Annotated in this window: 16 protein-coding genes and 1 pseudogene; all 17 read left to right on the forward strand. The window is 48.1% G+C overall.

The features are described from left to right. Positions 1-683 (forward strand): hypothetical protein (locus tag DO97_RS24545; protein ID WP_036536726.1); only part of this gene is annotated, 683 nt, incomplete at its 5' end. A gap of 245 nt (positions 684-928) precedes the next feature. Continuing rightward, entirely contained in the window at positions 929-2026 is a 1098-nt protein-coding gene (locus tag DO97_RS19490) for an alkene reductase (protein WP_036536731.1), read from the forward strand. 592 nt (positions 2027-2618) lie between these two features. After that, complete coding sequence (locus DO97_RS19495; protein ID WP_036536736.1) at positions 2619-2834, forward strand: hypothetical protein; 216 nt, start codon at positions 2619-2621, stop codon at positions 2832-2834. Positions 2835-2839: 5 nt separating this feature from the next. After that, positions 2840-3247 carry a pepsin/retropepsin-like aspartic protease family protein gene (locus DO97_RS19500; RefSeq protein WP_052128979.1) on the forward strand — a complete coding sequence of 136 codons (408 nt, stop codon included), beginning with the start codon at positions 2840-2842 and terminating at the stop codon, positions 3245-3247. A 513-nt stretch (positions 3248-3760) separates the two neighbouring features. Further along, the gene (locus DO97_RS31550; protein WP_476703530.1) at positions 3761-4150 is read left to right on the forward strand and encodes a type II toxin-antitoxin system VapC family toxin; all 390 of its coding nucleotides are present in this window, start codon (positions 3761-3763) and stop codon (positions 4148-4150) included. 2 nt (positions 4151-4152) lie between these two features. Next, positions 4153-4320: a hypothetical protein gene (locus DO97_RS24705; protein ID WP_193365096.1), complete on the forward strand. Its 168-nt coding sequence runs from the start codon at positions 4153-4155 to the stop codon at positions 4318-4320. Positions 4321-4622: 302 nt separating this feature from the next. Continuing rightward, positions 4623-5135 (forward strand): hypothetical protein, encoded by a 513-nt coding sequence (locus tag DO97_RS19510; RefSeq protein ID WP_036536747.1) that lies wholly within the window; start codon positions 4623-4625, stop codon positions 5133-5135. A gap of 684 nt (positions 5136-5819) precedes the next feature. After that, on the forward strand, positions 5820-6509 hold the full coding sequence (locus DO97_RS24550) for a hypothetical protein (RefSeq protein ID WP_036536752.1): 690 nt from the start codon (positions 5820-5822) through the stop codon (positions 6507-6509). 502 nt (positions 6510-7011) lie between these two features. Then, positions 7012-10080, forward strand: coding sequence for an ATP-binding protein (locus tag DO97_RS19520; RefSeq protein ID WP_036536757.1), 3069 nt, complete (start codon positions 7012-7014; stop codon positions 10078-10080). A 179-nt stretch (positions 10081-10259) separates the two neighbouring features. Next, positions 10260-10826, forward strand: a complete 567-nt coding sequence (locus tag DO97_RS19525) for a nickel-binding protein (RefSeq protein WP_036536761.1) — start codon at positions 10260-10262, stop codon at positions 10824-10826. A gap of 177 nt (positions 10827-11003) precedes the next feature. Next, complete coding sequence (locus DO97_RS19530; protein WP_036536764.1) at positions 11004-11939, forward strand: hypothetical protein; 936 nt, start codon at positions 11004-11006, stop codon at positions 11937-11939. Positions 11940-12040: 101 nt separating this feature from the next. Continuing rightward, positions 12041-12885: pseudogene (locus tag DO97_RS31555) on the forward strand (DMT family transporter); the annotation flags it as partial. A 479-nt stretch (positions 12886-13364) separates the two neighbouring features. Beyond that, complete coding sequence (locus DO97_RS19545) at positions 13365-14099, forward strand: class I SAM-dependent methyltransferase (RefSeq protein ID WP_036536770.1); 735 nt, start codon at positions 13365-13367, stop codon at positions 14097-14099. Between the two features lie 65 nt (positions 14100-14164). After that, positions 14165-14314, forward strand: a complete 150-nt coding sequence (locus DO97_RS30425; RefSeq protein ID WP_420805900.1) for an FMN-binding negative transcriptional regulator — start codon at positions 14165-14167, stop codon at positions 14312-14314. Next, positions 14311-14688 (forward strand): nuclear transport factor 2 family protein, encoded by a 378-nt coding sequence (locus tag DO97_RS19555; RefSeq protein WP_036536777.1) that lies wholly within the window; start codon positions 14311-14313, stop codon positions 14686-14688. Before DO97_RS30425 ends, DO97_RS19555 begins: the two co-directional genes overlap by 4 nt. A 251-nt stretch (positions 14689-14939) precedes the next feature. Beyond that, complete coding sequence (locus DO97_RS19560; protein ID WP_036536779.1) at positions 14940-15557, forward strand: SMI1/KNR4 family protein; 618 nt, start codon at positions 14940-14942, stop codon at positions 15555-15557. Positions 15558-15770: 213 nt separating this feature from the next. After that, positions 15771-16120, forward strand: a 350-nt coding sequence (locus tag DO97_RS30430; protein ID WP_036536782.1) for a helix-turn-helix domain-containing protein, incomplete at its 3' end; no start/stop codon positions are given.

Below are 16120 nucleotides of genomic sequence, written 5' to 3' on the forward strand. Positions count from 1 at the left end.
CGACAAGAGAAGAGAGAGCATTTGAGAGGTTAGACAGAATAAATCATGCCCCTGATAGGCTACATACTTGGCAGTATCAACCTTTTCTTACTCATTATGTAAATGTTCACAGATTGCTCAGTATTGCTGCTGCTAGTGGACTTCGACTTGTAGATATTCCGGCAGGGAATCTAGATGAACTAGGTAGTATACGAGCTTTACCTTATGATGATTACCATGAGCTTATGGCATTTACAGTAGAGGTATTAAAGTACTGGCAACCCAAAGTCTTAAATCTAGAAAATGCAAACAACTTAACCAAAGATTTTATTGGATGCACTTTTGAATTTTTTCAAACTGATTTCAGATCAAAAAACATTAAATTTTGGAATAAATACCGTGAAAAACCTGAAATGCATGGAATTTACAAAAAGGATCCCCATTTGTATCTCCAAGTAGAGGATGTAAAGCTTTATCTACCCCTCAATCTTGCATGGATGACGACAGACACCTCTTATCATAATTTTGGGGTAGAAACAGGGATAGCAGATTCTTTATCTGGTCTTTGTATTTTAAAGAGTATCTCTAAAGAAAGAGAAGCAGTTTTCACTCCTATAATCATTGGAGTTTACAATATATTTCAGCAAATTGAGGATGCTTCCAAACGAGGTGAAAGGACACTGGAAATCAAGCATTCGTGGTAGTTTACTATATTTCTCCTTTCCTAGCGCAGCCTAACACGTCACGGCAGCGGACGGACGAGAGCCACTGGTGTTGAGTTCCAGCTTATCTGCCGCCGCTGCGTTTTGCCGTTATGCCGCTAATTGATCTTATGGAGGCAATCAATAAGAACTATTTGTTAGTAGTCCGAGTTCAGGTATTTTGAAGGCAGTGTTTTGAGATTTGTTGATGAAGCGATCGCACTGGCTCTAGAGAAGGAGAAACGCTAATGCCAGAAAACTCAGGACTATTCACGCCAATCAGACTCGGTTCGCTTGACCTTCCTAACCGCATCATTATGTCGCCGATGTCTCGTCTTCGGGCGACCCCCAACTGTGTACCTACCTCTGCAATGGTCGAATACTATGCCCAGAGAGCTACGGCGGGACTCATCATTACGGAAGGAACGCATCCGAGTCCGATGGGGCGGGGTTACACAACCTGTCCAGGACTACATCATGAGGAGCAGGTTGCAGGCTGGCGAAAGGTGACGGATGCAGTTCATGCGGCTGGAGGGCGAATATTTGTGCAATTGATGCACGCTGGACGGGTGTCGCACTCCTCTTTGTTGCCGAACCAAGCTCTACCGATCGCACCTTCAGCTATCCCAGTGATGTCCGAAGAAGTTCACGTTTGGAATGGCAAAGTCCCTTTTGAAATACCCCGTCCGTTAGAGTTGGACGAAATACCCGAGATCGTCGAGGAGTACCGCAGATCAGCCGAACTTTCGATTGAAGCAGGATTCGATGGTGTAGAACTTCATGCCGCAACAGGATATCTCCCAAACACGTTCCAGGTGACTGGCTCCAACCAACGCACGGATGCTTATGGTGGCACATTGGAAAATCGAACTCGTTTCACGATCAAAGTCGTTAATGCGCTTTGTAGCGTTCGGGGAGCGGATCGGGTTGGAGTCAAGATTGCCCCTGGCTTCACCGTCAATGACATCTTCGACGACGATCCTGCTGAAACTTACACGTATGTCGCCAAGACACTTAGCCCGCTGGGTTTGGCATATCTGCACGTCGGGTATGATCGAGGTTATGCCAGAGGAACTGCACCCAACTTTAACCCTATCGATCTCCTCCGTCCCGTTTATCAAGGAACGTTATTGGCTGTCGGTGGGTTTGATCGACAACAGGGTGATGAAGCTATTAGAAGCGGACGAGCAGATGCCATCGTTTTAGGGCGACTATTCATCTCCAATCCTGACTTAGTGGAACGGCTACGGCTTAATGCTCCACTGAGCGAAGGTGATGTGAGGTCCTTCTACGGTGGAAATGAGTCTGGCTACACGGACTATCCAACTTTGTCGCAGATCCATTGAGTGGCATAACCATCGCAATGCAGCGGACGGTTGAGAGATCTTGGCGCAATCTGAAAAGTTGCTTGCCGCCGCTGAACTCCGCAGTTAGACCGCAGAGGTGTCTGGGTATTCCCTGGTTCAGGGTAATCGCATAGTTAGACCTTATAGAAGATTTGATGCGTAGTGTGGATTACGACACAATAGCGGAACTTTGTGAATAGCTTTCCTACCGAGATAAATTCCGGCTAGCTCAACTTCTTATTCAGCTTGCGAGAAAAGAAGAAGAAGAGAAAAATCCTGACATTAGAAAAGCTAGAGTCAACAATTCAAGTGCTGTTGAGTACGTCGCAGATCGTTTGCTGAAATTAAAGCCTACGAAAAACACAACTTTATTAAATTCTATTGGAGCCATGTTTCAATTTCAGGGCAGTATATCAGATGAGGACAAAGAAGCAATAATAGATGAACTCCAGAAGAGAAATTATCTCGTTATTGATAGTAAGGGTCGTGTTTCGCATAAGACCTGACCTGGAAAACACCTACATTGTTTATGCTGGTTCTGTCTTCTTGTGATTAAACTAAAGATACGAATATTGAGCCTGGAGATATGGATATGACTTTGTCTGATGTTCTTCCATCCGTTCGGCAACTCTCGGTTGTCGAGAAACTTAAGCTGATTCGGATTCTAGCAGAGGATTTAGAAACAGCAGAGGATATCTCACCTCTAGAACCCTTCAAAACCTATGATTTGCCGACCCCTTACAACAGCTTTGGGGCGGGTGCTGTGCTGATGCAGGCGTTAGAGTTAGCGGAAGCGGATCAGGCTTAATTGTTATGCGTTTCCGCTACTCCACCAATGATCCTTCCCAAAACGAGTTCGATAGTCTACCAAGGGTGCCGCTGATTCTTCGTCGTGAAGGGCAAACAGTTGAGGCGATTGGACTGGTTGACAGTGGCGCGACCATCAATGTTATGCCCTATGAATTGGGGCTACAATTGGGAGCTGTCTGGGAGGATAACAGAGCGATTATTCAACTCGCTGGCAATTTGAGCACTCAGCCTGCTATGCCTTTCTTTGCAATGGCTCAAGTTGGGGACATTGCACTGATTCAGTTAGCGTTTGCTTGGACGAGAAGCCCGGATGTACCTTTAATTTTAGGGCAGACAAATTTTTTCATGGAATTTGACGTATGTTTCTACCGTTCCAAGATGGAATTTGAGGTTAAACCCAAGTCACCGTAGATGGTCTAAAACTGCGTTGGTGCGGACGATACAAAGGTTATTGGTCAGAGTTCAAGGTTATCTGCCGCCGCACAACTTTGCCGTTAGACAGCGAGAATGGAATATTTTATATGGCTGGAAAACGAACTGAAAATTTATCCACTTTCAATTATTTCTGCAGTTTTTATATATCTGGCTAAGGAAGCCTGATCGCCTTTATCCTCCTTCAGAATTTGATTTTAGTGGCACAGACTTAGCAACATGACTTAGAGTTGGTACATACAATTCCAGTGACTGCATGAATTACTTGACTTCCAAATACATGAAAGTACTGAAACCTGATTTGAGAGTATCTCAAGGTAATATCGATGATGAAGTTCAATAGAGTTGATTTCTTGTATGACAAGCAATGATATGAGTTAAGATTAAGAAGTCCGTGATTTGCTGTGTATGACCGAAACGGTTTACATTGAAACCAGTATCTTAGGCTACCTGACTGCTCGACCAAGCAGAGATCTTGTCTAGGCTGCAAATATTGAGATAACCAGAGAGTGGTGGGTTACACGCCGAAGTGACTTCCAACTCTACTCCTCCCAAGCAGTCGTAAAAGAAACCTCGCAAGGAGATGCCGAAATCGCATCTCAACGACTAGAAATTGTTCGCAATCTTGCGTTACTTGACTTGAATCAATCTGTGCTTAATTTAGCAGAGCAATTTTTGAGACACAGTACCCTTTCTGCAAAAGCTGATGTTGACGCAGTCCATATCGCAGTCGCGACTGTTCACGGCATGGATTACCTGCTCACATGGAACTGCAAGCACATTGCCAATGCTCAAATTCAAAGAAAACTTGCAGAGATCAGTGTTGATTTTGGATATGAGCTATTGATTCTTTGCACACCCTATGAACTTCTCGGAGATTGATTATGTATCAAGATGCAATTGTAGAAGAAATTCACAGAATTCGTGAAGAGTATTCTCGGTCATTCAATCATGACTTGAAAGCCATCTTTGCTGATTTACAAAAGCAGCAAGCTGAAAGCGGTAGAGAGGTTGTCAGTTTGTCACGAAAGCGCGATCGCCCAGCCAATTAACGCGATCTCATCAAAGCTAACTTTCTCCAGCGCGATCGCCCCAAAAAGCCCTTACTCAAAAGAGTGTGATTGGTTTACAATCGTCCTAAAGTTCGAGTGTTCTTGTCTAACATTCACTGCAACGGACGCACGGGCGATCGCTCCGATGCCAGTAGAAAGGTTAACTCGTTCGTCGTTGAGCTTTTCCGTTAGGCATCACAAATAGTCGCAACGCCATTTGTGATGGTGCAACAACCCGGCCACATCGCCGAAGATGGGCGATTGCGGCGTCGAGTCTTATTCATTCCTGAAAGGTCTTGTTGATGGCCGAGCACGCCTTTTACCTAGTCCCCTCCGATCCGTTCTACCTCCCCGACGATGAGCGCAATGCTGAGTTCTTCGCGTTTTTCAAGGAGGTTTCTCCGCTGCCCAACGCCAACGGTGGTTACGACTTCGAGAAGTACGACGATCCGGTGCTCGTCGATTCCGGCGACGCTTTCGAGGCGGTCATCTGTCCCGGTTGCTGTGCCAGACTGGAGATGCTGGGTGACGGAGAATGGGGCGAGCACTACGACTGGTGGCAATCCGTCATGGAGCAACCGCGGAACTCGACAGTGAAGGCTCCCTGCTGCGGCACCGAGACGCGCGTCGTGGATTTCAAGTTCGACAGTCCGGGCGCGTTTGCAAGATTCGCGGTGGGCGCGCTTGAGCCTTCGGACAGCGACTATTGGGAAGACGAGGATCGTCCATACGGCCTTCTCAAGCCCGAGACGCTTGCGCGGTTTGAGGAGATCCTGGGTTGCGGGGTCGTCCAGATATGGCAAGTTCGAACCTGAGGGTTTGAGTGTCCGACGAGCTCCTCAGCATGATGCCTAACAACGCGTTGGAGCGGACCGTGGACTATCGTGGGCCGCACCCTGGTTGCCAACTCGGTCGATATGCTCCCTGCGATTTGCAGATAACGGACGAGGCTGTGCTTAGAGATTGTCGTCCGGATTTATAGGCATTACGGGTTGAAATCATCAAAGGGCGATGGCCAAAGGCCGGTCGGAGACCATCGCAATATAGATTGAACTCGCAGTAGGCATAACCAAATCATTGCAGCGGACGGTATGGAGATCCCTTCGGGGATGCAGAGTATCGTTACCGCCGCTGAATTCAAACGTTAAACGTCCCTCGCACGTCCCCACTCATCATGGCTTCGTTTTCAGTCCGTAAGCCAGCCTTTTCCAAAGCGCGATCGCCCAGCCAATTAACGCGATCTCATCAAAGCTAACTTTCTCCAGCGCGATCGCCCCAAAACACCCCTATTCAAAACATTGTCGTAAGTTTATAATCGCTATCAAATTCCAGAGTTTTGGTCTAACATTCACTGCAACAGACATACGGGCGATCGCTCCGGTGTTAGTAGAAAGGTTAACTCGTTCGCCGTTGAGCTTTTCCGTTATACCCTTTAGCTGGGGAAAGTGATTGATCGAGAGCGAATAAAGCCACCCAAGCTGTGTTTAATTTAATACCCTATGATTCTGATATTCAGACCGATTCTGGCTAATGCGGGATTACCATTCACAATGTTTATGTTGGGACTTCCCTTCATTGCTTCGCTAGCAACATTTGGTTTGGCGGGCTTAGGGATTGTCCTAGTAGAAGCTTTGGGACTTCATCAACGAGAATCCGTCTCTTGGATACAAGCCTTTTGGACATCGGTCTGGGCAAATCTATTCTCTACCTTTATGGGACTTATATTTACTTTCATGTACGCAGCCAGTGGATTTCTAATTCTCTTAATCATCAATGTAGTTTTACTGAGCTGGTTCTTAAGTCGTTTGCTACTCCGTGTCCTAGCGGAGCTTCGAGGTAATGTTCAGCTTCTACTTTTGCAAGCCCTTACCTACTTGATAAGCTTCATTGTGAGTTTAGCTATTTTTATAACTGGAGGTATTTTAAATTTTGGGATTGGCATCAAGACAAGAATGCTCATAGAGCCAGGGTCATTCACTCTGAATGTTTATGTCACAGCCGTCCTAGGATTACTAGCCTTAAACTTTCTCCTCACTTGGATTCTGGAAAGCTACTGGCTAACTGGAAAATGGAAGGAAAAATCTCCTGCAAAACTTTGTCGGACAGTCTTTTGGATTAATGTCCGCTCGTATGTTTACATTCTCTTACCCATTGTGATATTGGGAGGCATCCTCCAGAGAAAGCTGTAGGAAGATGTTGTTGATTACATCGCACAAAACTGATCCTAAAGATAAATAATTAATTGTTAAGCAATCAGTATATAACACATCATTGGAGCGGACAATATTGAGGTATTACGGAGTTGAGTTGGGGGCGATCGCTAGTGATAGAAATTTATAGACTCAATGTGTTGATATCGTCTAGCTGGCTTCGCTGAAAGTCCTTGCACTCTTTCCTGAGGAATACCTGTTAAGCCGAAAGTACCTAGGAAATGTTCTGTTAAGATAGTCGTTCGAGTCTGGTTTGTTGTTGCGAAAGCACCCAGGAAGATGTTGGTAAGGGTGGTGGCGAAGGGCGATCCTCCGAAGGAGAGGCTGTGCCAACGCTGAATCCGAAAACGCTCAGAAGGTTGGTGGTGAGGCAAAGATTCGGCTTGTAAAATCTAGGTACTTACAGCAATGGTTACCATTGTGCCTGCCAATGTCTGTGTCTACAAACCTGCACATCAAGCTATTGGGAGAATTTTGCCTCATGTCCGATGGAAGATCCATCACTGGGGTGAATTCAGAACGGTTGCAGGCATTGCTGGCCTTTATTGTGTTGCACCGGGACCGGGACACACCACAACTCCGGCAACAGCTAGCTGTTCATCTCTGGCCCGATGCGACCGATACCGATGCAAAAGCCAATTTGCGGCGACGGTTGCATGAGTTGAAGCAGTTGATTCCTGAAATCGATCGCTGGTTGCGTGTCGAACCAAAAACCATTCAATGGATACAAGATGAGAGCTGCTGGCTGGATGTCGCAGAGTTTAAAGCCGCGATCGCCGCTACCATTCCACTCCCCCAAACTCCCACTCCCCTATATTCCTCCATCCAGGCACTCGAACAAGCTGTGAACTTGTATCAAGGTGACTTGCTCCCCAGTTGCTATGACGATTGGATCGAACCCTACCGGGAGCAACTACGGCAACAAGCGATCGCTGGGTTGGATACCTTAGTGACAACGTTTACCACCCAAGGCGATAACCGCTCTGCCATTCGCTATGCCCAACACTTGCAGCGAATCGATCCATTGTACGAGCCTGCCTATTGCCATTTGATGCGGCTCCATGCCCAAGCGGGCGATCGCGCCAGTGCGTTGCGGGTCTATCACCAATGCATGACGACACTGCAAGCCGAGTTGGGCGTGAATCCTAGCCCCACCACCGGCAAGCTTTACCAGGACTTGCTCACCCTGGATGATGATCCACCGCCGTTAACCTGTGCCGCCAGTGCCCCAATCCAGGCACCAGCCGTTTCCCCATTACTGCCGTTGGCTCCGTCAAGTCTGGCAGTGCCGACAACGGAATTGCCCTTGATTGGTCGAGAGACCGAGTGGGCTGCCATACAGGTCTGGCGATCGCACTGTAGGTCACAGCATCAGCCGGATCTGTTGTGGCTCTTGGGCGAACCGGGCATTGGCAAAACCCGCTTACTGGAGGAATTGGCAAAAACCGTGCAGTCCAGTGGCGGTTATGTGCTCTGGGGTAAGGGATTTGAGGCGGAAATGCTGCGACCCTATGGGGTGTGGGTGGATATTTTTCAGGCGATCGGTGCGACAAAATTTTTGGATGAACTGAAATCTTTGGTGTTGCATGCAGAGTCAGCAGCAACCTTGAACCGAGGGCGGTTGTTTGATTTGGCGGCACAGTTCATCAGCCAATTAGCAGAAACCGCCCCAGTGCTGATCGTGCTGGACGATATCCAGTGGTTAGACGAAACCTCGATCGCCTTTCTACACTACGCGGTTCGCCTGTTCAGTCAGCAGAAATCCGTCTGGTTTGCCTGTGCTGCCCGCAAACGGGAAATCGAAGTCAACTTGGCTGCCGATAAGTTGATCCAGGCATTGCACCGGGAACATCGGATTCGCACGGTGGAACTGACACCCCTCGATCGCCCGCAAACCCTGGCATTGGCTCAAGCTGTCGGCTATACCGCTGACGACGATCGCATTTTTGCTAACAGTGGCGGCAATCCCCTGTTTGCCCTGGAAATTGTCCGTGCCCACGCGCAGTCCGATCGCTCAGCACCCGATACCCTGGAAAAGCTGATTCAGGGCAGGCTGCGCCAGTTAGATGAGCCAGCACGGGAGTTAATGCCCTGGATGGCGGCGTTGGGGCACAGTTTCAACCCCACCACCTTGGCGAAAGTGGCAGATTACCCTTTGCCCCGATTACTGAGTGCGATTGACCAGTTAGAGCGACATGGCATCATTCGTCCCGGTAGCGCGATGGCGGGCGAACTGTCCTATAACTTTGCCCATGACATTGTACGACAGGCGGCTTACGAGCAGTTTTCCGTACCCCGGCGCAGGCTGATGCATACTCACATTGCCCAGACGTTACAGGCGATCGCCACTCCGACTTCTCCGATGATCAGCGATGTAGCCCACCATGCCGACCTCGGCAGTGATCATCAACTGGCCGCAACCGCCTGTTGGATGGCGGCAGAGCGTTGTTTGCGGGTCTTTGCCTATGCGGAAGCGGCTGAACTCGCCCAGCGCGGTATTCGGCATTGTCCGTATTTAGGTACGGCAGATCGCATTCATCTGCACTTAAACTTGCTGAAAGCCTGTGTCAAAGCGGGCGTGCCTAAGCCTCAAGCCAATGCCCTCAAGCAAGCCTTACAAACCCTGATCCAGGAAGCCGCCGTTCTGGGACTGAAGGAGGATGAATCGACTGGACTGGAGGCATTGATTGTTCTGAATTATGACCACGGCAACTTAAGCGAAGTGCAGCAGTATTCCCTCCGAGCAGCAGAGCGGGGACGCACGGCCAGTCCTGCCACCACCATGTATATGTTGGCTCACACGGGGTCTTGTCTGGCCGAAATTGGGCGCGACATGATCCGTGCTGAATCGCTATTGTTGGAAGCCCAATCAATTAGCGATCGCCTGAGCATCCCTGCCATTGACATTCCCTTTGGTCTGGGGTGTGTACGGCGGTTTCAGGGACAGATCGATGAGGCGCGATCGCTGTTACGGCAGGGTTGGCAAATGGCTCAAATGGCTCAGGATCACTGGCGCGAATGTCTCTGCCTCACCAATCTGGTGATGCTGGAATTAGAGACTGGCAATCCTACAACGGCATTGAATGAGGGCAACGAATTGATTCACGTTTCAGCACAGATGGGTGGGGGCAGTGAAGCGCCCCATGCGGCTGCATTAGATGCCGTGACGCGGTATGTGTTGCAGGAGAAGAATGCCGCAGATTCGCTCCTGCGATCGCTCCAGATGCTCCGGCAAATCGACTCGCCGCGAATGCTGGCTTATATGCAAACGATCGCCGCCCAATGGGATTTGACCCAGGGCAATGGGCAACAGGCGGTTGCCCGTGCTGAGGAAGCTTTGGCAGCCGCCCAACTAATTAACAATCCCATCGCGATCGCCTTGGCGGGGTCGGTGATCATCCAGGCAAACCATCAGCGCGGTAATCTAGATTGCGCTCAGCGACACTTGGCTGACTTGAAAACCCAGTTGAAGGATCACACCTTAAGCGCCCAAGCGCAGCAGCGAATGATTAACTTGGATGTCTTGCTGAATCCATCCATTCACCCCTAAGAGAGTGTTTGTAAATTGATTGCAATCAAGCTCAAATGCTTGGCAATACTCGATCCCCCCTAGCCCCCTTTTCAAGGGGGGAAATGAACTCAAAGCCTAAATCCCCCTTAAAAACGGGGGATTTAGGGCGATCGCAAACCTCGTTTACAAACAGTTTCTAATCAAGGAGGAAACCTGGTATGAAATTTGCGATAGCGCCAGCGCTGACTTGTCAGTTCGCAGAAGTGACATTTTCACCGCCCCTGACCGCACCCGTAACCGATGAGGCTTGGATGCAGACCACCCAAAGCCTAGAGGGTTGCATCGCAGCGCGGCATATTCAATGGCTCTATTCTTTGGTGTCGGTGCAGGGCGATCGCTCCATTTGCGTCTATGCGGCGCCCTATGCCGATGCAGTGCGGGAAGCCTACCGCGAAGCTGGAATGTCCTTTCAGCAGATATATCCAGCCGAACAATGGTTTGATCAAGAGCCAAAAAGCTATCAAGATAATTTCTTGATAGTAGCGGAAGTGCGCTATGATCCACCGCTCACGAAATCCATGTATGAATCCCAAAAACAGCAAGCCGCAGGATGTTTTCACGAACTCAACATTCAATATGCTTGGTCAGTTTTGACCCTGGACGGCACCCGATCACATTGTGTATTCTCAGCCGCTTGTGCCGAAGATGTGCGATCGCTCTATCGTAAATTAAATGCGCCCTTCGATCTCGTTTGGAAAGCCATCCTAATTCAACCCCAAATTTAAGACACATCCCTCCATGTTGTAACTGGTCAAGCGTTGGATGATTCTCGGACGATTCCCGGACGGTTTCAGGACAGGGGGTTGCCTAATCTGGGAACAGAACAGCCAAGAACGGCTCTATAGCCAGTCTCTGGTTTTACTCACTGACTTGAAACCTACCATCACTCTAGGAGAAGCATCATGACCGCAACGATGATCAACCCTAACCAAGCCTACGAACAAGCGCTCCAGCGTGCTGGCCAAGTCAACTGGAAAATTGAAGACATCATTGGTGGCGACAAGCGCCTCGACTTCAGCAAACGCTTTATGCCGGAAGCCCTGGTACGAGTAAACGAAATCGCTTGTTTGAACGAAGCCGAAAAACTGATTTTGAACCAGATTCGCGGCAATAGCTATCTGCACTTATTTGGGGCTGTGGAAGAGGCTATTGTTCCCTCTGTGCTCAATCACGTCAAAACAACGGGCTTGAGCGACATCACCGCCACTCAAGCGTTACTCCACTTTGCGGAAGAGGAGAGCAAGCACATTCGCCTGTTTCGCCGCTTTGCCGAAGAGTTTGCACTGGGGTTTGGCAGTCGCTGCGATGGCATTGGTCCCGTGCCAGACATCGCCAACGCTGTGCTTCAGCACCATCCCTTGAGTGTGGGGTTGGCGATTCTCTATATTGAGTGGATGACCCAAAATCACTACCTGGCTACTGTGCGGGATAACGTCAGCGAAAGTCTGGATCCGCAGTTTTGCAGTCTGCTACGGAATCACTGGTTGGAAGAAGCCCAACATGCGACACTCGATGTCTTGGTGGTAGAGCAGTTGGTGCGAGAGATGTTACCCGCCGAGGTGGAAGCTGGGGTAGAGGACTTTTTCAAACTGATTGAGTTCTTGCATGGTGGCTTTATGATACAGGCGCAACTCGATCTGGAAAGCCTTGCCAGAGCCACAGGTCGCACGTTCACTGAAGCTGAGCAGCAAGAAATCCAGGCAATCCAGGAACGGTCTTATCAATGGACGTTTATTGGTTCTGGCATCAGCCACGGCAAGTTTGTCCAAACCTTTAGCCAGTTTGGCCCGATCGCCCAATCTCAATTGACCCAGATTGCGGAAAAGTACAGCAAGTAGCGCTATTGCGATCGCCAGGGCAGGCTAGTGGTTGGCAATTAACCTGCTCTGACATTGAACTTTAAACATCGGCAAGCCTGATTACATCGGAGAGTTTTCCTATGTTACCTTTACGCACGCTCATGCTGACGATTCTTGCCCTGATCGCCTTTGCCGGAAACTCCTTGCTCTGCCGCATGGCGCTCAAACAGACAGGCATCGATGCCGCCAGCTTCACATCGATTCGCTTGATCTCTGGTGCCCTGATGCTCTGGTTGATTGTCCAGCTATGGGGCGGGGCAATTCTCCCAGGGAGACGCTTCGCGAACCCCGAGGCGGGCAGTTGGCGTTCTGCACTGGCTCTCTTTGCTTATGCGGCATGCTTTTCGATTGCCTATACAAATTTGCCTGCCGGAAGTGGGGCTTTACTTCTGTTTGGCGCAGTGCAAATCACCATGATTGGCTACGGATTATCCAGAGGAGAACGCCTGCGAGGATGGCAGGTGACAGGACTCCTGCTTGCGCTTGTCGGGTTGGTGGGGCTACTTCTACCAGGACTTTCAGACCCCCCCCCTTGCCCAGTTCGTTGCTCATGCTGGGTGCAGGTCTGGCATGGGGAATTTATTCCTTGTGCGGTAAAGGGGTAGGTAATCCCATTCTGATGACGGGCGGCAATTTTCTGCGGACAATTCCGTTTGCAATCGCCCTCAGTCTGGTCACTCGTTCCCATATCTCTCTGGATAGTGCTGGGATCGGGTATGCCGTATGCTCCGGTGCGTTAACTTCCGCCGTTGGATACACCCTCTGGTATGCAGCATTACCAGGGTTAAAGGCAATTCAAGCCGCTACGGCACAATTGAGCGTCCCGATTCTGACGGCAGTGGGTGCCATAATTTTCTTGAACGAACCCATGACAAGCCGGTTGGGACTATCCTCCGTTGCTGTACTGGGTGGAATTGCCTTAGTGAATACGCAGCGAAATCTGACCTGGAATCTCTGGTTTATCACCTGGTTAGGATTGATAGCTGGATTGTTTGCACAACCATTTTATGAATATGTTGTTTACTTTTCAGCCATTCAGGTTGTAATTTTCCTCTCCATTGAACAGTTCAAATTAACCGCCTTTCCCGTACAAGTGCGTATTGCCTACCTTGCCTGGGTTGCTCTTGGCACCTATGTTCCATATCTGTCTATTCTCATGCTGATCACGACGATCGGGCTGACCGCCAATGTGTTCTTTGGTTACTGTCCACTTGCTCGCACGTTGTATTTACTACCTATTAACAGAAACGAACCCCTATCGATTGATTTGGTTAAGCGCGTATTTCAGAGCCCCCCTGTGAAAGGTCGTTTCGAGCTTTTGCCACCCGTGGTCAACTAAGCTTGCTCAATGGAAGTCTCCCATCAATCGTCGAAAGTTGGGAAATAATTTACTGGAGTGAAGTAATGACGGAGTGGTACAAGAAAGATCTTGCATATATTCATGATGTTGGTCACAGTGAGTATGCTCTCAAATCTGCTCCTGGCATACTCAATATTCTAGCTCAAAATAATATTCGAGAAGGTCTAGTAGTAGACTTGGGATGTGGAGGTGGATTATCGGCTTCAGAACTTAGCAAGGCTCATTATCGTGTGCTTGGAGTTGATATTTCTGAATCTCTGATCGCGATCGCTCGAACCAGAGTTCCAGATGCTGAGTTTCGAGTTGAGTCATTGTTTAAAGCCGACATCCCCTCTTGCAATGCGGTTATCTCAATTGGTGAATGTTTTAACTATCTGTTTGACAAAGATAACAATTGTCAAACATTGGTTCAACTTTTCGATCTCATCTACAGGGCATTAGTTCCAGGGGGCGTGTTCGTCTTTGATATTGCAGAACCGGGACAGGTGATGCCAGGAAATAAAACTCAAAGTTTTACCGAAGGGAAAGACTGGATAGTTCTGGTTGAGAAGGAGGAAAATCAAGAGCAGTCAACATTAATCCGTCGCATTATTACTTTACGAAAAGTGGGAGAACATTACAGGCGAGATGAAGAAGTCCATCATTTACGACTATACAAGGCGACAGACGTGGCTGAAAAACTTCGTCAGACAGGGTTCCAGATCCAAGTCAGGCGAGATTATGGTCAATATGAACTCCCAAAAGCTCATGCTGCCTTTATTGCCCGTAAATCAATATGAGATGATTTGCCATGTACAGACCTACTGCTTTTCAGGAAGACAACGTGGATAAACTCGTCGCTTTCATGAGAGCGACGAGTTTAGGAACACTGGTGTCGATTGTAAATGGCATTCCTTTCGCTTCGCATATTCCCCTCGTGATAACGCTCCAAGAAGGGGTCGTTAAACTTACGGGTCATCTCGCCAAGCAAAATCCTCAATGGCAAGTCTCATGAATTCAGAGATCGAAATCCAAATTCGCGCGTGCGAAGCGCGGCTTTATTCCGCAATGTCAGCTTCAGATGTGTCTGAGTTGGACATGCTCATCGCCGATGACCTCCTTTTTGTGGGACCAACTGGTGAACTGGCAACTAAAGCGATGGATTTGGAGGTACATCGTACTGGTGGTACAAAGTTTCACGAGTTTGTGCCCAAAGAGTTAGAAATACGTGTTTGGAGCGAGGACTTTGTTCTTACATCGGCTAAAATTTTCTTAAGCGGTACGTATTTAGGAAATGCGTATGCAGGTGATTATCGCTACATGAGAGTTTGGCGTAAAGACAAAAAGGGCTGGCAAATTGTTGGTGGTAGCGTTATCGCGCTGGGCTGAAAGTCTATACTCCCTAAATCTTGTTTGGTGACGAAGGTCTGAGCCGTTGAGGAGCATGGGTAGTGCTACAGCTAACAAGTCGATGAAGCGGACGGACAAGAAAATCTGATGATGAAGCCAAAACTATCTACCGCCGCTTATCTTGGTCGTTATGCGGATTGACCACCTACTAAATGCTACTTTATATCTCTCCACAGAAACACTTATGCAGGGAAGTTCTTATAAAGGCTGAATTTGAATAAGGTGGACAAATGAGAATTTTAATAGAAGCACTTGAACAACTGGAATATTGGTTGTGGCAGAATCATCCAGAATTGGCAAGCTCTATGGTTTCAGGACTAACCATAGATGAGATCGACACCATTTTACACGAACTTCCAGGTCAAGTTACTCAAGAGATCAGAGAGTTCTATCAATGGACAAATGGTAGCGAGATTTTTTTGACACCATGTCATTTTGATGAACCTCTACGTATAATGCCTCTTAGAACTGCAATTCAATATACTTCTGAGCCAAACAGCTTTCTTGAACAACGAATAAACATTCCAAAGCTAGTTATGTTTTGGGAGTCTGAAAGATGGCTTCATTTGGCAATTTGTGACGAAACTAAAGCTTCTCCAATCCTTGTTATAACTGACGACGATTTTACTAGATTGGCTTATTCAAGCCTGACAAGTATGGTTTTGACAAATCTTGAATGTTACCAAAAAGAGATTATTAAAATAGAGGTCAGAGATAGCTGGATAAGACTCAAGCTTAATGATGAACCTTCGAGGAAAGAATTTAATGCTATCCGCAATCGAAATAATCAGACTTTTGAGCTATCATCTTTTCAAGAACGCCACAATCTTGAGGTTATACAAATATGAAAAATGGTGGCGATCGCTGCATAACAACCCTGGTGCAGCGGATTTCCCGAAGTCGCTTGCTGTGTAGGAAAGACCTCGACAACCGCTGACCAGGAATGTTAGCCCTTAAGTCCTCGGTTGAGGCAGTTCATCCACCCTGTCTATTATAGCGTTTTTCAGCCTAGTAGGGCTGGCGAGGTAAGATATAGGAATCCACTGTTAATCTAGATAAACGTGCGCCCATATTCTGAAGACTTGCGGAGAAAAATAGTTGAGAGATACATAGACGGGAAGACCTCTCAACGCAAGCTAGCCGAACAGTTTCATGTAGCATACAGCTTTGTACGCAAACTAACGAAGCAATATCGAGAGACCGGGACTATCCGTCCGAAGCAGCGAACAGAACAAACCCCCAGCAAACTCAGTGCTGAGCATCTGGCTGTGTTGAGTGGCTTAGTTGAGACAAATAATGATGCCACCTTGAGCGAACTGTGTGATCTGTTAGACGAAGCAGTTGGGGTTCGAGTCAGCATAACGACAATGTTTCGGATGCTTCAGAAGCTGAACTTGACCCTTAAAAAAAC

This window comes from Neosynechococcus sphagnicola sy1 (assembly GCF_000775285.1).
Taxonomy (GTDB): Bacteria; Cyanobacteriota; Cyanobacteriia; order Neosynechococcales; family Neosynechococcaceae; genus Neosynechococcus; species Neosynechococcus sphagnicola.